Source organism: Salmonella sp. 32020114201800008SM (genome assembly GCF_017572025.1).
Lineage (GTDB): Bacteria > Pseudomonadota > Gammaproteobacteria > Enterobacterales > Enterobacteriaceae > Salmonella > Salmonella enterica.
The window spans coordinates 51,793-71,927 of record NZ_JAGEQM010000011.1 but is presented as its reverse complement, the minus strand read 5'-3'; the positions used below and the strand labels follow the sequence as shown (position 1 = coordinate 71,927).

The following is a 20,135-nucleotide window of genomic DNA, read 5'->3' as shown; positions in this document are numbered from 1 at the left end:
CCTAGAATTTATAACCACGGTGCAATGCCACAACGCCCGCCGTCAGATTGTAATAATCTACGCTCTCAAATCCGGCGTCCTGCATCATGGCTTTTAAGGTATCCTGATCGGGATGCATACGGATGGATTCCGCGAGATACCGATAGCTATCCGCATCGTTCGCGACCATCGAGCCAATACGCGGTAAAATATGGAAAGAATAGGCGTCATACGCTTTACTCAGCGGCTCAATGATAGGCTTGGAAAATTCAAGCACCAGTAAACGTCCGCCGGGTTTCAACACACGGAACATTGACCGCAGCGCTTTTTCTTTTTCCGTTACATTGCGCAAACCAAACGAAATGGTAATGCAATCAAACGTATTATCAGGGAAAGGCAGAGCTTCGGCATTCGCCTGCACATACTCTACGTTGCCGATCACGCCGATATTGCGCAGCTTCTCACGCCCCATTTTGAGCATGGAATCATTAATATCCGCCAGGATAACTTTGCCAGTTTCCCCGACCATACGTGAAAATTTCGCGGTAAGATCGCCCGTCCCGCCCGCTAAATCGAGAACGGTTTGTCCACGACGCACGCCACTGCAATCAATGGTGAAGCGCTTCCACAAACGATGAATGCCAAATGACATTAAGTCATTCATCACATCGTACTTTGACGCCACAGAATGAAAAACGTGGGCCACCATGTCAGCTTTCTGCTCTTTAGCGACGGTCTGAAAGCCAAAGTGCGTCGTTTCTTGTGAATCTTCCACCATCTCAGTGCCTGCTTATCGATAAAAATGTTCAAGAAGTGTAACAGATTGGGCCAATTTGCCCTACTCTGCGCCAGGACTAAACTACTCCGTATGGGTTAACTTAACTGCTGCTTCACCCGTTCATCATTGGGATAATGTTCATCCTGCCGCCCTTCAGGGATCGATCGTAAACGATATTCTTCATCTTGCGTAACGGCCTGTTCCGCTAAATCCGGATTAATCTCGCGTTTGATTTCCACGCCTAGCCCCCGGAAGGCCTCCGCCTGCGCCAAAACGTTGCCACGCCCCGACGCAAGTTTTTTCATCGCCTGGCGGTAGTTATCCTGCGCTTTATCCAGACTCTGACCGATCGCTGACATATCATCAACGAACAACCGCATTTTATCGTAGAGCTTACTGGCTCTGTCTGCGATGTGCTGCGCATTGCGGCTCTGGTGTTCATAGCGCCACAGGTTGGCGATTGTCCGTAACGCCACCAGCAGCGTCGTGGGGCTTACCAGCATAATGTTATTTTTCAGCGCCTCGGTTATCAGTTCGGGCTGTTTATCTAACGCCAGCAGGAAAGCGGGTTCTACGGGGATAAACATCAGAACATAGTCCAGCGAGCGGAGGCCGGGAAGCTGCTGGTAGTCTTTACGCCCCAGTAAGCGAATATGATTGCGCACCGAGGCGATGTGCTCTTGTAAAGCGGCCTCGCGCGTATAGTCATCTTCAGCGTTAAAGTAACGCTCGTAGGCGACTAACGTCATTTTAGCGTCGATGACCACATCTTTGCCCTGCGGCAAGCGGACGATGACATCCGGCTGCATCCGCGAGCGCGCATCGTTCTCAATACTGACCTGGGTTTCGTATTCGTAGCCTTCACGCAGTCCGGATGCCTCCAGCACCCGCGCCAGCACAACTTCGCCCCAGTTTCCTTGCGCCTTATTGTCCCCTTTCAGGGCGCGCGTCAGGTTGATCGCTTCCTGCGCCATTTGCGCGTTAAGCTGCTGCAAATTACGAATTTCGTGCGCCAGCGTATGCCGCTCCTGCGCTTCTTTGCCAAAACTCTCCTGAACCTGGCGGCGAAAACCGTCCAGTTGCTCACGCAGCGGCGTCAGCAGGCTATTCAGGCTTTGTCGGTTTTGTTCGTCTACGCGACGATTACTGTGTTCAAAGATACGGTTCGCCAGATTTTCAAACTGCTCGCTTAAACGCTGTTCGCTGTTGATCATCTGACGGATTTTGTCTTCCGCGTGTTGCTGAGTCGCTTCCAGACGGGTCGTGACTTCACGCAGATCGGCTTCCAGAGAGGTATTAATACTGTGCAGGCTACGCAGTTCGTTATTAAGTAACTCGCATTCACTGCGCCAGTGCGCTTCTTGCGCTAATTGCTGCCGGGCCGCGCTAAGTTCGATATCCAGCTCACGCCGTTCTTCGATAAGATCGGCGCGGATTTGATCGGCGTGCGCTTTCGTCGCCAGCCAGCCAATCACCGCCCCAGCCGCCAGCGCCACGACGGCGCTTATCATAAGAGTAATATCCACAACACCTCTCCTGGAACCACACTGTCCTGCACAAAATAGAATTGTGCTGTATAAACGTCCAGTTTAAAAGGGATTTCCTGCGAGGCGCCACGCAAAAAGAAAAGGCCGAACGCGTCGGCCTTTGCAAAAGAGAGGAGAATTACAGCAGACGACGGGCCGCTTCCACGACGATTTTCACCGCGTGGCTTTCAGTTTGTTTCATCGTTTCCGCATTCGGAATCTCTTGTTGGGTACGGTTAACGATAACGCCCGCCACCATACCTGCGCGTAAACCCTGGCTTGCGCACATGGTTAACAGCGTAGCGGATTCCATTTCGTAGTTCATCACGCCCATCGCCTGCCACTCTTCCATAGAGCCTTTGAAGCGACGAACAACGCGGCCAGAATAGGTGTCGTAACGTTCCTGACCCGGATAGAAAGTGTCGGAAGAGGCGGTTACGCCAACGTGAGTCGTGGCGCCAATCGATTTCGCGGCTTCAACCAGCGCGGTGGTGCAGGCAAAGTCGGCAACCGCCGGGAATTCCATCGGCGCAAAATGCAGGCTTGCCCCATCCAGACGTACGGATGCGGTCGTTACCAGAACGTCGCCGACGTTAATGTGCGGCTGAATAGCCCCCGTGGTGCCGATACGCAAGAAGGTACGAATACCCAGTTGCGCCAGTTCTTCCACGGCAATAGAGGTAGACGGGCCGCCGATACCGGTAGAGCAAACGATAACTGCTTTACCATCCAGCTCAGCGCGCCAGGAGGTGAATTCGCGGTGAGATGCCAGCTTAACCGGCTTATCCATCAGCGCGGCGATCTTTTCCACACGCTCAGGATCGCCAGGGACGATGGCGAGCTGGGCCCCTTGTAAATCGTTTTTGGTGAGGCCGAGATGAAAAACATCAGACTTGGACATATAAAACTCCTCTGTGAATCGGGTTTGTCAGAAGAAGCAAAGAGACACTTTACCTAAGGCATAAAGATATTTTCGTGACAGCCATCACTATGACGTAAAACAATTGCACTCGTTTACCATTAAAAAGTGATGTGCATCACAATAAATAATCAATATCGCCAGGCATTGCACAAAAGATAGCCGCTTTAAGGCAATGTGGTTTGTTACACACTGTCTATAGTTAAGATTGCGCTATTTTTTAAGGGTACGGAGAATACCATGACAACGACACATCCATCCGGCTTTGCACCTGCAGCTTCCCCACTTGCCCCTACGATGATTCATACGCCTGATGGGGCCATTAGCGCGGGGATAACGTCGATCCCCTCTCAGGGCGACGATATGCCAGCCTATTACGCCAGACCAAAAGCGAGCGACGGCGCGCTGCCTGTGGTCATTGTGGTACAGGAAATTTTTGGCGTACATGAACACATTCGCGATATTTGCCGCCGACTGGCGCTGGAAGGCTATCTCGCTATCGCGCCGGAGCTCTATTTCCGCGAAGGCGACCCCAATGATTTCGCCGATATACCCACATTATTGAGCGGGCTGGTGGCTAAAGTACCCGATTCGCAAGTCCTTGCCGACCTGGATCACGTCGCCAGTTGGGCTTCGCGCAACGGCGGGGATGCGCATCGGCTGATGATCACCGGTTTTTGTTGGGGAGGCCGAATTACCTGGCTATACGCCGCGCACAACCCACAGTTAAAAGCGGCGGTAGCATGGTACGGCAAGCTGGTGGGCGACACGTCACTCAATTCGCCGAAGCATCCCGTTGATATCGCCACCGATCTTAACGCGCCGGTACTGGGTTTATACGGCGGACAGGATACCAGTATTCCACAGGAGAGCGTGGAAACCATGCGTCAGGCGCTACGCGCCGCTAATGCGAAGGCGGAAATCGTGGTCTATCCCGATGCAGGGCACGCGTTTAATGCCGATTATCGTCCGGGCTACCACGAAGCCTCGGCGAAAGACGGCTGGCAAAGAATGCTGGAATGGTTCGCGCAGTACGGCGGGAAAAAAGGCTAACCACAGCGCATTACGATGTTTGTTGGGCCTACGAGACCGGAGTCGGTGTAGGCTCAACAAAGCGTCATCGCCACGTTAGCTATGCTTTACCACAGCATTTTTTATATTTTTTGCCGCTGCCGCAGGGACAGAGATGGTTACGACTGACGGCTCCTGTGTCTTTACGCGCGTCCTGCGCCAGCCAGCGCATGATCGATGCCATCGGATAGCCTTGCGCCAGCAGCTCCCGCCAGACATTCATATACGGCGTAACGTGCTGGAAAAAATGCTTATAGCCCGCACACAAGTAATTATGCGCAGGATGACCGGACGGCGAGACGGCAAAGCGATGCTTCGGACAGCCGCCATGACACGCAAAGCGGTAGTCACAGCGACGACAATCGGCGGTCAGGGTCTCCCGCTTGGCCTCGCCAAACGCAATAGCCCGCTCGCTATTATTTAAGGTTTTGATGCTGTGCTGGTGGATATTTCCCAGCAGATGCTCCGGGTAGACAAAGTGGTCGCAGTTGTAGAGATCGCCGTTCGACTCCAACGCGAAGGCATGTCCACAAGTCTCGGAATGTACACACAGTACCGGCTGCTGCGCCGTCCAGGCGGCTAACGCCACGTCAAACATCTGCACATAGACGCGGTCTACGTCGCGACGAACCCAGATATCAAAGATCTGGTTGAGAAATTCGCCATATTGCCACGACGGTACCGTCCATGGCGCCAGCGTCGCCGCGCTTTCGCCGGGCATCACCAGATTAAGTACCGATGAGTTATCGGTGCTCATTCGCTCTACCAGCGGGATAAACTGAATAAAACGCGATCCCGCCGCCAGAAGAAATTCGTAGACGTCTGCTGCATGACCGACGTTATGTTTTCCCACGACGGTTAAGGTATTAAAGTCGACATGGTGCGCTTTAAGCCGCGCCATTGCTGCGACGACCTGTTCATGAGTTCCTTTTCCAGCGCGATTAAGCCGATAGTGGTTGTGTAACGACGCCGGGCCGTCGATAGAGAGACCGATGAGAAAATGCTGTTCAGCGAAAAAGCGCGCCCACTCGTCATTCACCAGGATGCCGTTCGTCTGCAACGCATGAGTGATTTTTCGCCCATCGCCGTACTTTTCACATAATGCGACAACCCGGCGGAAAAACGGTAGCCCCATCATGGTCGGTTCGCCGCCCTGCCAGGCAAAGTCAATGCGGTCGCCACTCTGCGCGGCAATATGCTGGCGTATAAATTGTTCCAGCGTCTCGTCCGACATCCGCCAGTTTTTATTGCGTTCCGGGTACAGCGCCTCTTTTTCAAGATAGAAGCAATATGTGCAATCAATATTGCAGATCGCGCCGCCGGGTTTGGCCATTACGTGACAACCTACTACCGCCATGTCAGACATCTCCGTTAAAAAATAAGGTTCACCAGCGCCATGAGACAATGCGACGTTTATCGTCGCCAGGGAACATAACAGAATGGAAAACCTCGTTTTGTGCTATGAGAGCGCTGGGCGATCATGACAGGAAAAACGATCTGCGAGGCAATAGCTGCTTCCAGGGACGCTATCCGCCTGGTTGTCATTCATACGGAGAACCTTTTTATTATCAAGATCGCCAAATAGCCAGATCCTGAAAAGGACAGCGCGGAAAATAAGAAAAAGGGAAATGAGAAGAAAGAGGCGCTGTTAATCAGGTCAGACACGGGCGCTACCCGTCAAAGGGTAGCGCCGCATTGCTGCCGGATAAACGCAGCGGCCAGGATGGGTTATTTCGCCTGACGCAGATTGTGCGCCGCTTTGACCATGTTCGCTAACGCCGCGCGGGTTTCTGGCCAACCGCGAGTTTTCAGACCGCAGTCCGGATTCACCCACAGGCGTTGTGCCGGAATACGTTGTGCCGCCTTCTTCAGCAGGGCTTCAATCCACTCGACGCTCGGCACGTTCGGCGAGTGAATATCGTACACGCCCGGCCCGATTTCGTTCGGGTAGTCGAACGCTTCGAACGACTCCAGCAACTCCATATCCGAGCGGGAGGTCTCAATGGTGATCACATCCGCGTCCAGCGCGGCGATCGAATCCATAATGTCGTTGAACTCGCAGTAACACATGTGGGTGTGGATCTGAGTTTCATCCTTCGCCACCGCCGCGTTGATGCGGAAGGCTTCCACACCCCATTCCAGATAGGCGTCCCAGTCGCTGCGACGCAATGGTAAACCTTCACGCAGCGCCGGTTCGTCGATCTGAATAATCCCGATCCCCGCCGCCTCCAGATCCGCGACTTCATCACGCAGCGCCAGCGCAATCTGTTTCGCAATCGTTTCACGGGTCACGTCTTCGCGGGGGAATGACCAGCAAAGAATAGTCACCGGGCCGGTCAACATCCCTTTTACCGGCTTGTCGGTCAGCGACTGGGCATATTTCGCCCACTCCACGGTAATCGGTGCCGGACGGCTGATATCGCCAATCACTACCGGCGGTTTCACACAGCGGGAGCCATAGCTTTGCACCCAACCATTCTGGGTAAAGACGAAGCCGTCCAGATGCTCGCCGAAGTATTCCACCATGTCGTTTCGCTCGGCTTCGCCATGTACCAGCACATCCAGCCCTAAACGCTCCTGCTCGATGATAGCCTGTTTGATATGTTCGGCGATGCCAGTGCGGTAGTTATTCGCGTCGAGATTGCCCTTTTTGAAGTCCAGACGCAGACCGCGAATCTCCGTGGTTTGCGGAAACGAACCGATAGTCGTCGTCGGCCAGGCGGGAAGTTTAAAGCGGGCACGTTGCGCTTCAGCGCGCACCTCATACGGATTCTCACGCTGGCTGTCCTGCGCGGTGATCGCCGCCAGGCGTTTTTCTACCGCGGCATTATGTACGCGACGGGAGTGACGACGAGCCTGAATCGGTGCGCTCCATTCCTCAAGCGCCGCCGTTTCGCCGCTGTTCAGCGCATCGCGCAGCAACGCCAGTTCACCGCATTTTTGCAGCGCAAAGGCAAACCAGCTTTTTACTTCCGTATCCAGACGCGTTTCGACGCTGAGATCGATCGGGCTGTGCAGTAAAGAGCAGGAGGATGCTACCCACAGCGCGCGTTTGCCCACAAGGGCGTTAATCTGCGCGTATTTTTCGGTCAAATCGGCGCGCCAGACATTACGCCCGTTAATCAAGCCTGCGGAGAGCAGCCAGTCGACCGGCAGACGTTGATGCAGTTCCGCTACATCATCTTTGCCATGAATGAGGTCAACATGTAGCCCCTGTACCGGTAGCGCGATAATAGTGTCCAGGTTTGGCGTCACGCCTTCAAAATAGGTCGTCAGCAACAGCTTCACCTGGCCGGCGAGCGCGTCGTAAGCCGGTTTGAAGGCATCCAGCCACGCCTGCGGCAGTTCCAGCACCAGCGCTGGCTCATCAATTTGGACCCACTCAATACCACGTTTTGCCAGTTCAGCCAGTACGTGCTGATACACCGGCAAAATGTCTTTCAGCAACGTCAGGCGGTCAAACGGCTCGCCTTTCACTTTACCCAGCCACAGATACGTGACAGGCCCCAGCAGTACGGGTTTGATCTTATGCCCCAGCGCCAGCGCTTCGTCCACTTCCTCCAGCAACTGTGTCCAGGTGAGTCTGAACTGCTGGCCTTTGCTGAACTCCGGTACTATGTAGTGATAGTTAGTATTAAACCATTTGGTCATTTCCGCTGCCGCCGCCGGTTCGCCGGTTGGCGCGCGACCGCGGCCAATGCGGAACAGAGTGTCGATGTCCACGGAACCGTCGTTGTTCTGATGACGAGCCGGCACATTGCCTAACAGCAGGCTGGTGGTCAGAACATGGTCGTACCAGGCAAAGTCGCCTACCGGTAACAGGTCAATACCCGCTTGTTTCTGCTGCTCCCAGTGACGCGCGCGCAGTTCGCGGCCCACCGCCAGTAACGCTTCACGCGTTGAGTTCCCCGCCCAATAGCTCTCTTGCGCTTTTTTCAACTCGCGACGCAGGCCAACGCGAGGAAAACCGAGGGTATGAGTCAATATTGTCATTTTACTTCCTCTCTTATTTTATTGAATCTGAAAGTAAAACTCTAAATAGTTCGGCTTGCAGGAAGGCGGCGACACAGCGCATCCACAGGAGCTTACTGAAGTAAGTGACTGGGGTAAGCAAGGAAGCCAACGCATCTGCAAGTCGAAATATGACGAGTTTTAGACGTCTGGATGTTTACACATCCATAATGTAAAGGTACTGTATATTCCTCAAGCGCAATTTGTTCATGGCGAAGTGAAGGACTTTCATGATCGAAATTAAACATCTGAAAACACTCCAGGCATTGCGGAATAGTGGATCGCTGGCTGCCGCGGCGGCGGTGCTGCACCAGACCCAATCCGCTCTGTCTCATCAGTTCAGCGATCTGGAACAACGCCTTGGCTTCCGCCTGTTCGTGCGTAAAAGCCAGCCGCTGCGCTTTACGCCGCAGGGGGAAGTTCTGCTGCAACTGGCAAACCAGGTGCTGCCGCAAATCAGCCGTGCGCTGCAAGCGTGCAACGAACCGCAGCAAACTCGTCTGCGCATCGCTATTGAATGTCATAGCTGTATTCAGTGGCTGACCCCGGCGCTGGAAAACTTCCGTGCAAGCTGGCCGCAGGTAGAAATGGATTTCACATCCGGCGTCACTTTTGATCCGCAACCGGCCTTGCAACAAGGCGAGCTGGATTTGGTGATGACGTCGGATATTTTGCCGCGCAGCGGGCTGCATTATTCGCCGATGTTTGATTTTGAAGTCCGACTGGTGCTGGCGCCCGACCATCCGCTGGCCAGCAAAACGCAGATTACGCCGGAAGATTTAGCCAGCGAAACGCTGTTGATTTACCCGGTGCAGCGCAGCCGACTGGATGTCTGGCGACATTTCCTGCAACCGGCGGGTATCAGTCCGCTGCTGAAAAGCGTGGATAATACGCTACTGCTGATTCAGATGGTGGCGGCCAGAATGGGTATTGCCGCCCTGCCGCACTGGGTGGTGGAAAGCGTTGAGCGCCAGGGTCTGGTGGTGACCAAAACCCTGGGCGATGGTCTGTGGAGCCGCCTGTATGCCGCCGTGCGCGACGGCGACCAGCGTCAGGCGGTGACCGAGGCGTTTATTCGCTCGACGCGGGATCACGCCTGCGATCATCTGCCGTTTGTGCGGAGCGCGGAGCGACCCATTTTCGATGCACCCACAGCGAAGCCAGGATCACAGCCGCGCCTGTAATAAAGCTTGGCCAGTGGGGCTGCTGATGCCAGATGGCAAGATTAACCAGCAGTCCTGCGGGAACATGCATGTTATTCATGATACCCAGCGTCCCGGCGTCTACCTGGGTAGCGCCATAGTTCCACATAAAGTAGCCAATGCCTGACGCCACCACGCCGAGAAACACCAGAATGCTCCATTGCAGCGTGGTTTCCGGCAGCTTTTGCGCGTTCCCCAACAGCGACCACGCCACCGCCGCCACCAAAAACGCCCCCAGATAGAACCACGCAAAGGCGTTGTGCTGCGGCATGGGACGGGTCTCCATCAGACGTTTATACCCCACCATTCCGATAGCGAAACTGATATTAGAAAGCTGCACCAGGAGCAAACCTACCCAAAAATGGTCGGTCACGCGATCGTAGCGAATAATCCCGGCGCCAATCACCGCCAGCAACGCGCTAAATGCATAGCCCCAGCGCAAACGACGCTGACTCATCACATCGTAAATCAGCGTGATATAGAGCGGCGTCAGAACGGTAAACAGCAGCAGTTCGGATACGGTCAGATAGAGGTAAGCATGGAAGCTCAACATATACATGATGCCAAGCTGCATCGCCCCCACCAGCATATACAGGCTGATGGTTTTTAGGTTGTGCCCGCGAGTACGCAAAAACGGCAGAAAAACGAGCGCCGCCAGCCCAACGCGTATCAGCACCGCGAAATAGCTATCGACATGCCCGGCAAGATACTCGCCAAATAGACTAAAGGAGAAAGCCCACAGGATAGTGGTAATGATGAGTAGCGCCACAATGGATGTCTCTTAGAACAGGGAACACCCATTGTAGCGGAGAGTGAAGTTGACAACTGGTCAACTAACAAACAATCACATCAGCGTAAGAAAAGATCGCGCAGGTAATGCGGCACGGCGTTATCCGCGTTGATGCCGATCACCTCAAGTTCGGGATACAGGTCTTTCAGACGCTGGTGCGCATTGCCCATGATGCAGCCTTTGCCCGCCATCGTGAGCATTTCAGCGTCGTTCATTCCGTCGCCAAAGGCGATACACTCTTTCAGACTGTACCCCATCGCCTGAGCGACCGCTTCCAGCGCATGACCTTTCGACACTCCGCCCGCCATCACTTCCAGACAGGTTAGCGTAGAGAAGCTCACGTTTACCCGATCGCCCCAGCGCGCGTTAATCGCCTGCTCCAGCGGCAACAACTTTTCATGAGTGTCGCTGGTGAAAAACACTTTGCTGACGCCCTCCGGCTCCAGCAGCGCAGGCTCAAACAACGAGTAGTTAAATACCGCCTCTTTGAAAAAACGCATTTCATCGGGGCGATGACGATTCATAAACCATTCGTCGTCGCGATAAACGTTAGTCACGATGTCCGGGTTCGCATTCACCACGCCGAACAGGTCGCTGGCAATGTCGCTGTCCAGATTATGCGTAAAAACCAAATTCCCGTCGGTATCGTGCACTCGCGCGCCGTTGGAGGTGATCATGTAAGACTTGATTTCAAGATTATCGCGGATTTGCCCTACATCGACATGATGACGACCAGTGGCAAAGACAAAATGGATGCCGCGTGCGGTCAACAGCTTCAGAGTCTCTTTGGCATAAGGGGACAACGTATGGTCGGGGGAGAGCAGCGTGCCATCTAAATCAGACGCAACAACCTGATACATAATAAAATTTAACCTCTAAGCAAAGCGATTTCCGCTGGATAAATTAGGCTTGTTGAAAAATTCAACAATGGCGTTAAGCGCGACTGAGCGCATGGCGTCCTTTTCAAAAAGGATCTCATGGTACGCGCCTTTGATAACCAGCGGTTTTCCCCCTTCACAAGGGTATCCCGCCGCGGCGCGAATTTCACAAAAACGATCGTGGGTGCGGTTATCCACTACCCGCTCTTCTTCCGCCTGAATCAGTAGCGTAGGCGTCGTGTCATCGCTCGCCCCAGCCAGTACCTGCTCACCCGCCAGAATGCCTTCGCGTACCCAATGCCAGGTGGGGCCGCCAACGCGCAGCTGCGGCTCGTCGGCATAAAATCGTAAGTTGCGCTGATAACGCTGGCGGCTGTGGGTCAGCGCATTCATCCCAAACGGCAACGCCCGCCACTGACCGGTACCAATAGCGTAATCTTCACGGATACGCTGGTGCCCCTCGGCCCAGTCGAGAATATGGCGCACCATAAAGGAAGGCAAGCGTATCACAATACCAAACATCGGCGCGGTGAGCGCAATAGCGTCGCACCGCACACGATGGCGTTGCAGGAACAGGGTGGCTATCGCGCCCCCCATTGAGTGCGCCAGGATATAACGCTTACGCCACGGCCCCGGCTCAATTTCCTGCTGCCAGAACGCCGCTAAGTCCTCAACATAATCGTTAAAATGATCAACGTGACCCCGATGCGGGTCCGATAACATCCGCCCGGAGCGCCCTTGACCACGGTGGTCGATGATGAAGATATCAAAACCGAGATGAAAAAGGTCATACGCCAGTTCAGCGTATTTTACATAACTCTCAATGCGGCCAGGACAAATGACGATCGTCCGATCGTTAGAATCATTCCGAAAACGGACAAAGCGCACCGGAATGTTACCCACGCCGATAAACTCCGCCTCTTCCCGCTGACGCCAGAAATCGGTCAGCGGCCCCATAGCAAAAGCGGCAAACGCATTTTCTCTTGTTTCCCAGTCATTTTGCTGCTGAAACATCGGGTTTTCGGCCTCGTTTACCAGGTAAAATCGTTTTTTGCGTCGTGCCTGACACAACACAGCGGCAGTAGCGTATTGTGGCACAAAAACAGACAACCAGGGAGTTTCGCATGACCTTTGAATGGTGGTTCGCCTATCTACTGACCTCAACTCTGTTGAGTCTTTCTCCGGGTTCAGGCGCCATCAATACCATGACGACGTCTATCAACCATGGATATCGGGGCGCAGCGGCTTCTATCGCCGGGCTCCAGACCGGGCTGGGGATACATATCGTACTGGTGGGCGTCGGACTGGGTACGCTCTTTTCGCGCTCGCTCATCGCTTTTGAAATCCTGAAATGGGCTGGCGCGGCTTATCTTATCTGGCTGGGTATTCAGCAGTGGCGCGCCGCAGGCGCTATCGATCTGCATACTCTCGCCCAGACGCAATCGCGGGGTCGGCTGTTCAAACGCGCGGTCTTTGTCAATCTAACCAATCCCAAAAGCATTGTCTTTCTTGCCGCCCTGTTTCCGCAATTCATCATGCCGCAGCAACCGCAACTGGCGCAGTACCTCATTCTCGGCGTCACCACGATTGTGGTGGATATGATTGTGATGACCGGTTACGCCACACTGGCGCAGCGCATTGCCGCCTGGATTAAAGGACCAAAGCAGATGAAGGCGCTGAATAAAGCGTTTGGTTCGTTGTTTATGCTGGTAGGCGCGCTCCTGGCGTCGGCAAGACACGCGTGATAGTCGTGCCGGATGATGTTTATCCGGCCCGGAGGTAAATTAACGCGAAATAATCAGGTGAATACCAAAGCCCGCAAACAGCGCGCCGGCAAAGCCATCAATCCATTTCGCCAGACGCTGATAGCCGCGGCGCATTTTCGGCAGCGCGAACAGGCTGGCGACTACGGTAAACCAGGCCATCGTTTCCAGGGTGATTAACGCGAAAATACCCCAGCGCGCCGCAGCGCCGACGTTATCGCCGACAAACAGTGAAAAAACGGAACCAAAATAGATAATCGCTTTCGGATTCGACAGATTGGTCAACAGCCCTTTGAGAAAGCTGCGCCCGCTCTGCGCCAGTTCAATGTGCGGAGAAGACGCCGCCGCATCCTGTTTTTTCAGCGCGCCGCGCAGCATCTGATAGCCCATCCAGCACAGGTACAGGCCGCCGCCTACCATAATGATCGTATGCAGCCAGGCCATTTTTTCGATGATGAGATGCAGGCCAAGCAGCGCCACGCCCGCCCATACCATCACGCCGCAAGTAATGCCCAGTACGCCCATCATCGCTTCTTTACGCGAACGGCTGACAGCAGTTTGAGACACGAAGAAAAAGTCGGGGCCGGGGCTCATTAGCGCAACGATGTGCACCATTGCCACGGTGAAAAATAGCATCATCATAAAAATGGCTCGCGGGGAAATAGTTCAGTGAGTCACCATCCTGGCACTTTTTTGCCGGGCTGACTACTCTTCGTCATCACCATCGACATGCGCGCGGATGAGCGCCATGAATTCTTTCCCGAAACGCTCCAGTTTGCGCATCCCAACCCCGTTAACGCTTAACATCTCGCTGGCGGAAACTGGCATCTGTTCCGCCATCTCTATCAACGTGGCGTCGTTAAAGACCACATACGGCGGGATATTCTCTTCATCAGCGATAGCTTTACGCAGCTTGCGCAACTTAGCGAACAATTTGCGATCGTAATTACCGCCGAACGATTTCTGCATCACGCGGGGTTTGAGGGCGACGATGCGCGGCACCGCAAGCTTTAGCGGAACGTCCCCACGGAGTACCGGACGCGCGGCATCCGTCAACTGTAATGCGGAGTGCTGCGCAATATTTTGCATTACCAGCCCCAGATGAATGAGCTGGCGAATCACGCTCACCCAGTGCTCATGGCTCTTTTCGCGTCCCATGCCATAAACCTTGAGTTTGTCATGACCGAAATCGCGGATGCGTTGGTTATTCGCGCCGCGGATCACCTCGACAACGTAGCCCATGCCAAAACGCTGGTTAACCCGACCAATGGTAGAAAGCGCAATCTGGGCATCGTTTAAGCCATCATATTGTTTGGGCGGATCGAGACAGATATCGCAGTTGCCGCACGGTTCTTGTCGGCCTTCGCCAAAGTAATTAAGCAATACCAGGCGACGGCAGGTTTGCGCTTCGGCAAAAGCGCCCATCGCATTCAGTTTATGCCGTTCAATATCCTGAAGCTGTCCGGCTGGTTTCTCTTCCAGACAACGGCGTAGCCAGGCCATATCAGCCGGATCGTAAAATAGCATGGCTTCCGCAGGCAGTCCGTCGCGCCCGGCGCGGCCCGTTTCCTGATAGTAGGATTCAATATTACGCGGGATATCGAAATGCACGACGAAACGTACGTTAGGTTTGTTTATGCCCATTCCAAAAGCGACGGTCGCCACCACGATTTGCAGATCGTCGCGCTGAAATTTTTCCTGCACATCGGCGCGAATAGCGTTTTCCAGCCCCGCATGATAGGCCGCCGCGCTAATGCCGCGACTTTGCAAGCGCGCAGCGGTATCTTCCACTTTCGCCCGGCTGTTACAGTAGATGATACCCGATTTGCCGCGTTGCTCCTGAACATAGCGCATTAGCTGGTCGAGCGGCTTAAACTTCTCCATCAGCATGTAGCGGATATTCGGTCGGTCAAAGCTACTGATCTGGATTAACGGATCGTTAAGCCCAAGCAGACGAATAATATCCTGGCGCGTGGTGTCGTCGGCGGTGGCGGTCAATGCCATAAACGGCAAAGCGGGAAAACGCTGGCGAAGCTGACCGAGAGCCGCATATTCCGGACGGAAATCATGTCCCCACTGCGAGATACAGTGCGCTTCATCCACCGCCAGCAATACCGGATTCCAGTGCGCCAGATGATCAAGAAAGTTGTCCAGCATCAGGCGTTCCGGCGCAATATACAGCAGACGAATCTGTCCGGTACGGCACCCCGCCATCACCTCAAGCTGCTGCTCGCGGCTTTGAGTGGAGTTCAGGCACGCCGCCGCCACCCCGTTCGCCAGTAGCTGATCGACCTGGTCTTTCATCAACGAGATCAGGGGCGAAACGACGACGGTCAATCCGTCCAGCAACAACGCGGGGATTTGATAGCACAGAGATTTGCCGCCGCCGGTGGGCATGACGACCAGACAGTCGCGACCGGAGAGCGCAGTATCAATAATCGCTTCCTGGCCCGGGCGAAACTGTTGGTAGCCAAAGGTTTCCTGCAAAACCTGTTTGGCCCCTGATTCCAGATTCAACACTTCCGCCTGCGCCACATTAACCCCGTTCACCATAAATCAAAACAGGCGCTATTTTCAGCGCCTGCGAGAGAAACTGCAATGTTTAAAACACAATCCGATCAGAAGATATCGTTAAGCATCACGCCGACGCCGACACGTGTCTGATTAAAATTATAGTCGATCAACGATTCGCCATAGCCGCTGTACACCTGGGTATAAAGCCGGACATGTTTCGTGACCGGATAGCTTAATCCAACTTCCGCGCCGCCGTAGCCTGTATTCCAGTTGTACTGGCCTTTGGCGCTTAATACCGCCTCGCCCAGGTGATAACCGATTTTAAGCTGGTAATAACCCATATATTTGGTGATGTCCGGATTATCGTCGGTACTACCAATCACGTACCACGGTTTGACCTCTACCAGCCAGTTACCGTTTTCGGCCATCAGACGGGTATACAGACGGTTCCAGCTACGCGAGGTGGGGTCCGAACGTCCGTTAGAGTCATGGTTGTAGCCCATCTCTACGTCGCGCAGCGTCCAGCCGGCAAAGCGATAATCGGTAGCAAAACCAAGAAAAAGCTGCGGTTCGTAGTTGGTTTCGCGAAACGGTGAAGACTCTTTACTGTTGGAAAGCTGCCACCAGGATTTCTGCGTATAGGAAGCGCCCAGTACCGAGTTCGGCCCCAGTATTCCGCGCCACAGCGGAAACGCCAGGCTCAACTGAAATTTCACTTCATCTTTACGTGCGTTTTCAGACCAGTTGTAGGTACTTATGGCCTCTTTGTTCAGATCGCTGGTGTTCGTGTAGATCAAGTAGTTCGTGTCATAAGGGTAAAGCGTAAAAGGGTTATCATGCTCCTGTAGCATGTTAGCGATGATACTTCCCCGTACTGCAGGCGCATCATGAACCTCTTTTATCGTAGCTTCTTGTGCATATGCCGCTAATGGCAGTAGCGTGGCTGGCAACAACCCTCTCAAAATCGCCCGCATTCTTGACGTTCTCCTGACGAAGTATTTTCAGCTTGAATCATTCTCTGCCAACCATTTTTACATATTTACACACATAGCCGTTAGTTATCCCTTCTTAAAGTAGAAAACAACAATTAAGAAGCATAATATCAACATTTCATTAACCAATGAGGTGTCAGGAATCTATGTCCGCTGTACTTACCGCTGAACAAGCTCTGAAATTAGTGGGTGAAATGTTTGTCTACCACATGCCGTTTAATCGGGCGTTAGGGCTGGAGCTGGAACGCTATGAAAAAGCGTTCGCCCAACTGGCCTTCAACAACCAGCCGATGATGGTCGGCAACTGGGCGCAAAGCATTTTACACGGCGGCGTGATCGCCTCTGCGCTGGATGTCGCCGCCGGACTGGTATGCGTCGGCAGCACGCTAACTCGCCACGAAACCATCAGCGAAGATGAACTACGCCAGCGCCTATCGCGGATGGGAACGATTGACCTGCGCGTCGATTACCTGCGTCCGGGCAGAGGCAACCGCTTTACGGCCACCAGTAGCCTGCTGCGCGCAGGGAATAAAGTGGCCGTCGCCCGCGTGGAATTACACAATGAAGATCAGCTGTACATCGCCAGCGCCACCGCTACTTATATGGTGGGATAAAAGCAGGTAAACTGTTGTTACACTTCAGATACGAGTTTTCCGGATGGACGCAAAACAAACACGGCAGGGCGTATTACTCGCTCTTGCCGCCTATTTTATTTGGGGGATCGCCCCCGCGTATTTCAAGCTGATCTATTACGTTCCCGCAGATGAGATCCTGACGCACCGCGTGATTTGGTCATTTTTCTTTATGGTGGCGCTGCTTAGCGTCAGCCGGCAGTGGCGACAGGTGAAGCGCTTACTGAAAACGCCAAAGAAGATTTTCCTGCTGGCCCTGTCCGCCGTACTGGTCGGCGGTAACTGGCTATTATTCATTTGGGCGGTAAATAATCACCATATGCTGGAGGCCAGCCTGGGTTATTTCATTAATCCACTGGTTAACATCTTGCTGGGGATGATTTTTCTTGGCGAACGCTTCCGTCGAATGCAGTGGCTGGCGGTGATTCTGGCGGTGTGCGGCGTGCTGGTGCAACTCTGGACGTTTGGTTCACTGCCGATTATCGCGCTGGGGCTGGCGTTTAGTTTTGCGTTTTACGGCCTGGTGCGTAAGAAGATCGCCGTTGAAGCGCAGACGGGTATGCTGGTTGAAACGCTATGGCTGTTGCCGGTCGCCGCGATTTATCTGTTTGGCATCGCCGATAGCCCTACCAGCCATATGGGGCAAAACGCACTATCGTTGAACTTGCTGTTAATGGCGGCGGGTGTGGTCACTACGATTCCGCTGCTGTGCTTTACCGGAGCGGCTACGCGTCTGCGTCTCTCTACACTGGGCTTTTTCCAGTATATCGGCCCAACGCTGATGTTTTTACTGGCGGTGACGTTTTATGGCGAAGTGCCGGGCGCGGATAAGATGGTGACATTTGCGTTTATCTGGGTCGCGCTAGCGATTTTCGTAATGGATGCGATTTATACGCAACGGCGTAAGCATTAAATAATAAAATGGCAGCTATTATCTGGCTGCCATTTTATGTTATTTCTTCTTAGTAAATAGCAATACAATAAATAATATAATATTTGTTACTGGAAACACGCCCAACACACCAATAAACTTATTCCAACCAACAAACGTTAAATAGCGGGCATGGATCTGGCAAAAGCCGAATCCCAACGCTATTCCAATCCCCCTCAAATTTAATGAAGTACAAATCGACAGTACACCGAGCAGGACAATAGCAATCACCCACCATCCAATCCAGGCTTTAATGAATTCGGCTTTAGAAAAAGGGTCTTTACCAAAATAAATTTGCCAGAAATTTTTCTTTTGCATTTTATGAAATCCATTCATTGAAATTGTTAATTACCAGATAATATATTTAATTATTATCGATTGCTGTACAGCGTAATTATCATGACATTAATTACCATTGCTGTCATTAGAAAATTCAGTGTAATATATTTACATGTGAGATCTGAAGTTGGTTATCAATATGGAAAAAATAATATGATTAGGATTATTAAAGATATTTTTCACCCTTCCCCAAGGGATACATTGAAGCGAGCAAAGTTTGTTATTTATACATTATCATCGTGGATAATATTATTTACTATAATGCCTAAAAACCAATATCTTAATTTAATATTTATTATTGCCAATACCTATATCCATATTAATATTGGTGCGAAGAGAATCAGAGATTCAGGTTGCAGGGCACTTTATTTCATCGCATTGTCTATAGGTGTAAATGTCTTCTGTACAGTCAGTGTCGCACTCAATGGGGCTGATTGCGATAACATTGGTATACAACTCAATATTGCCTGGGTAATACTCACAACACTACTGCTATCTTTCATCGCTTCTTCAAAACAAGAACTTTCCTCATGATGAAGAACTTCCAACGGACTGGCGGTTAAATCGCCAGTCCGTATATTTTACAGCCAGTTCTTACGCTTAAAGTACAGATACGGCGCAAGCCCCGCCAGAATCATAAAGATAATCGCGCCTGGATAACCAAAGCTCCACTTAAGTTCCGGCATAAACTCGAAGTTCATCCCATAGCTGGAAGCGACCAGCGTCGGCGGCAGGAACACCACGGAAACCACCGAGAAGATTTTGATAATACGGTTCTGCTCGATGTTGATGAACCCCATCGCCGCCTGCATCAGGAAGTTCACCTTCTGGAACAGCGATTCATTGTGCGGTAGCAGAGATTCGATATCGCGCAGGATCTCACGCGCCTGCTCCAGCTGTCCGCCCGGTAAGCGCGCCTTGCGCACCAGGAAGTTCAGCGCGCGCTGGGTATCCATCAGACACAGGCGTACCTTCCAGCCGATATCTTCCAGTTCCGCCAGCGTGGAGAGCGCTTCGTCGTATTCATCGCCCTGATGCCCTTCCATAATGACGCGGCTCAGTTTTTCCAGATCGCTGTAGATGTTTTCGATTTCATCCGCCAACTGTTCAATTTTGGTTTCGAACAGATCGAGCAGTAGTTCGTAAGCATTACCATCGACCATCGCCTGGCTGCGGGCGCGCATACGATACAAACGGAAGGCGGGCAGTTCGCGTTCACGCAGCGTAAACAGACGGCCATCGCGAATAGTGAATGCCACCGTAGAGTTACCGGCATGATCTTCCGCATCTTCGAAGAAGAAGAAGGAGTGGATATGCAGTCCGTCTTCGTCTTCAAAGAAGCGCGCGGATGCTTCGATATCTTCCAGTTCAGGACGCGTCGCCAGACTCTGGCCCAGCTCAGATTGTACGCGCAATCGCTCGTCGTCGTCCGGTTCGACCAAATCGACCCATACGGCATCAATCAGGCTTTGTGACTCCTCGACTTCCAGCCGGGTCAGTCGGTTTTTTTCCAGTTGAAATGCGCTCAGCATGACCGGGACTCCCAATGCGTAAAAATATCGGACAGTTCAGATGGGCACACAGAAACAAATTGGGTTTCAGACCATTAAACAGCCTGACTCAACGCGACGGGAAAAAATGAAAGGTCGCTGACAACCGCTAAGGCTATCAGCAAAAAGGGATAGCCTTAGGAGTTGATCCTGGATGACAGGATAATGAGCCAGTATCTACTGGGTGTGTCCAAGGCGAATGTCCTCTTAGCGTAATCGTGGGCGCATGTTACGCCAGCAAAAATTTGCCGTCAACACGC

20 protein-coding genes are annotated in these 20,135 nt (G+C 52.8%); 6 read left to right on the top strand and 14 right to left on the bottom strand.

Annotated elements, in window-relative coordinates; genetic code table 11:
- Position 1: 1 nt before the first annotated feature.
- The 3 genes from ubiE to udp all read right to left on the bottom strand — a co-directional run bounded on the left by ubiE (position 2) and on the right by udp (position 3,184).
- Positions 2-757 carry a bifunctional demethylmenaquinone methyltransferase/2-methoxy-6-polyprenyl-1,4-benzoquinol methylase UbiE gene (gene ubiE / locus J4613_RS21335; protein WP_000229009.1) on the bottom strand — a complete coding sequence of 252 codons (756 nt, stop codon included), beginning with the start codon at positions 755-757 and terminating at the stop codon, positions 2-4.
- A 95-nt stretch (positions 758-852) separates the two neighbouring features.
- The gene (gene rmuC / locus J4613_RS21330; protein ID WP_000355562.1) at positions 853-2,283 is read right to left on the bottom strand and encodes a DNA recombination protein RmuC; all 1,431 of its coding nucleotides are present in this window, start codon (positions 2,281-2,283) and stop codon (positions 853-855) included.
- A 139-nt stretch (positions 2,284-2,422) separates the two neighbouring features.
- Positions 2,423-3,184, bottom strand: coding sequence for a uridine phosphorylase (gene udp / locus J4613_RS21325; protein ID WP_000045169.1), 762 nt, complete (start codon positions 3,182-3,184; stop codon positions 2,423-2,425).
- A 258-nt stretch (positions 3,185-3,442) separates the two neighbouring features.
- On the opposite strand from udp, the gene J4613_RS21320 reads away from it, so the two are divergent.
- Positions 3,443-4,255, top strand: coding sequence for a dienelactone hydrolase family protein (locus J4613_RS21320; RefSeq protein ID WP_000213959.1), 813 nt, complete (start codon positions 3,443-3,445; stop codon positions 4,253-4,255).
- 79 nt (positions 4,256-4,334) lie between these two features.
- Here J4613_RS21320 and J4613_RS21315 read toward each other — a convergent pair whose 3' ends face one another.
- Positions 4,335-5,678: an anaerobic sulfatase maturase gene (locus J4613_RS21315; RefSeq protein WP_111742532.1), complete on the bottom strand. Its 1,344-nt coding sequence runs from the start codon at positions 5,676-5,678 to the stop codon at positions 4,335-4,337.
- A 323-nt stretch (positions 5,679-6,001) separates the two neighbouring features.
- A complete protein-coding gene (gene metE / locus J4613_RS21310; protein WP_000154181.1) occupies positions 6,002-8,266 on the bottom strand; it encodes a 5-methyltetrahydropteroyltriglutamate--homocysteine S-methyltransferase in 2,265 nt (754 codons plus the stop codon).
- 248 nt (positions 8,267-8,514) lie between these two features.
- Here metE and metR point away from each other — a divergent pair, with 248 nt between their 5' ends.
- Complete coding sequence (gene metR / locus J4613_RS21305) at positions 8,515-9,468, top strand: HTH-type transcriptional regulator MetR (protein WP_000569786.1); 954 nt, start codon at positions 8,515-8,517, stop codon at positions 9,466-9,468.
- Here the strand turns inward: metR and J4613_RS21300 are convergent.
- The 3 genes from J4613_RS21300 to pldB all read right to left on the bottom strand — a co-directional run bounded on the left by J4613_RS21300 (position 9,356) and on the right by pldB (position 12,168).
- The gene (locus J4613_RS21300; RefSeq protein WP_001196257.1) at positions 9,356-10,255 is read right to left on the bottom strand and encodes a carboxylate/amino acid/amine transporter; all 900 of its coding nucleotides are present in this window, start codon (positions 10,253-10,255) and stop codon (positions 9,356-9,358) included. The two genes, metR and J4613_RS21300, sit on opposite strands and share 113 nt — an antisense overlap.
- Positions 10,256-10,335: 80 nt before the next feature.
- Positions 10,336-11,136 (bottom strand): sugar/pyridoxal phosphate phosphatase YigL, encoded by an 801-nt coding sequence (yigL, locus tag J4613_RS21295; protein ID WP_000285338.1) that lies wholly within the window; start codon positions 11,134-11,136, stop codon positions 10,336-10,338.
- 15 nt (positions 11,137-11,151) lie between these two features.
- Entirely contained in the window at positions 11,152-12,168 is a 1,017-nt protein-coding gene (pldB, locus tag J4613_RS21290; protein ID WP_000487685.1) for a lysophospholipase L2, read from the bottom strand.
- A gap of 110 nt (positions 12,169-12,278) precedes the next feature.
- On the opposite strand from pldB, the gene rhtB reads away from it, so the two are divergent.
- Positions 12,279-12,899 carry a homoserine/homoserine lactone efflux protein gene (rhtB, locus tag J4613_RS21285; protein WP_000142521.1) on the top strand — a complete coding sequence of 207 codons (621 nt, stop codon included), beginning with the start codon at positions 12,279-12,281 and terminating at the stop codon, positions 12,897-12,899.
- Positions 12,900-12,938: 39 nt separating this feature from the next.
- Here rhtB and rhtC read toward each other — a convergent pair whose 3' ends face one another.
- From rhtC to pldA, 3 genes are all read right to left on the bottom strand, one after another.
- A complete protein-coding gene (rhtC, locus tag J4613_RS21280) occupies positions 12,939-13,559 on the bottom strand; it encodes a threonine export protein RhtC (RefSeq protein WP_000980081.1) in 621 nt (206 codons plus the stop codon).
- A 63-nt stretch (positions 13,560-13,622) separates the two neighbouring features.
- Positions 13,623-15,452 (bottom strand): ATP-dependent DNA helicase RecQ, encoded by a 1,830-nt coding sequence (gene recQ, locus J4613_RS21275; protein WP_001533487.1) that lies wholly within the window; start codon positions 15,450-15,452, stop codon positions 13,623-13,625.
- A gap of 83 nt (positions 15,453-15,535) precedes the next feature.
- Positions 15,536-16,405, bottom strand: coding sequence for a phospholipase A (gene pldA / locus J4613_RS21270; RefSeq protein WP_001201692.1), 870 nt, complete (start codon positions 16,403-16,405; stop codon positions 15,536-15,538).
- Between the two features lie 164 nt (positions 16,406-16,569).
- On the opposite strand from pldA, the gene yigI reads away from it, so the two are divergent.
- On the top strand, positions 16,570-17,037 hold the full coding sequence (gene yigI, locus J4613_RS21265; RefSeq protein ID WP_001277136.1) for an acyl-CoA thioesterase YigI: 468 nt from the start codon (positions 16,570-16,572) through the stop codon (positions 17,035-17,037).
- A 43-nt stretch (positions 17,038-17,080) separates the two neighbouring features.
- The gene (gene rarD / locus J4613_RS21260; protein ID WP_000339081.1) at positions 17,081-17,968 is read left to right on the top strand and encodes an EamA family transporter RarD; all 888 of its coding nucleotides are present in this window, start codon (positions 17,081-17,083) and stop codon (positions 17,966-17,968) included.
- A 39-nt stretch (positions 17,969-18,007) separates the two neighbouring features.
- Here rarD and J4613_RS21255 read toward each other — a convergent pair whose 3' ends face one another.
- Positions 18,008-18,304: a hypothetical protein gene (locus J4613_RS21255; RefSeq protein WP_001170054.1), complete on the bottom strand. Its 297-nt coding sequence runs from the start codon at positions 18,302-18,304 to the stop codon at positions 18,008-18,010.
- A gap of 174 nt (positions 18,305-18,478) precedes the next feature.
- On the opposite strand from J4613_RS21255, the gene J4613_RS21250 reads away from it, so the two are divergent.
- Complete coding sequence (locus tag J4613_RS21250; RefSeq protein WP_000619297.1) at positions 18,479-18,859, top strand: hypothetical protein; 381 nt, start codon at positions 18,479-18,481, stop codon at positions 18,857-18,859.
- A gap of 47 nt (positions 18,860-18,906) precedes the next feature.
- Here the strand turns inward: J4613_RS21250 and corA are convergent, their stop codons facing one another.
- Positions 18,907-19,857, bottom strand: a complete 951-nt coding sequence (gene corA, locus J4613_RS21245) for a magnesium/cobalt transporter CorA (protein ID WP_000947139.1) — start codon at positions 19,855-19,857, stop codon at positions 18,907-18,909.
- Between the two features lie 155 nt (positions 19,858-20,012).
- Entirely contained in the window at positions 20,013-20,069 is a 57-nt protein-coding gene (gene ysgD / locus J4613_RS22795; protein ID WP_212723238.1) for a YsgD/CorL family protein, read from the bottom strand.
- Positions 20,070-20,135: the final 66 nt, after the last annotated feature.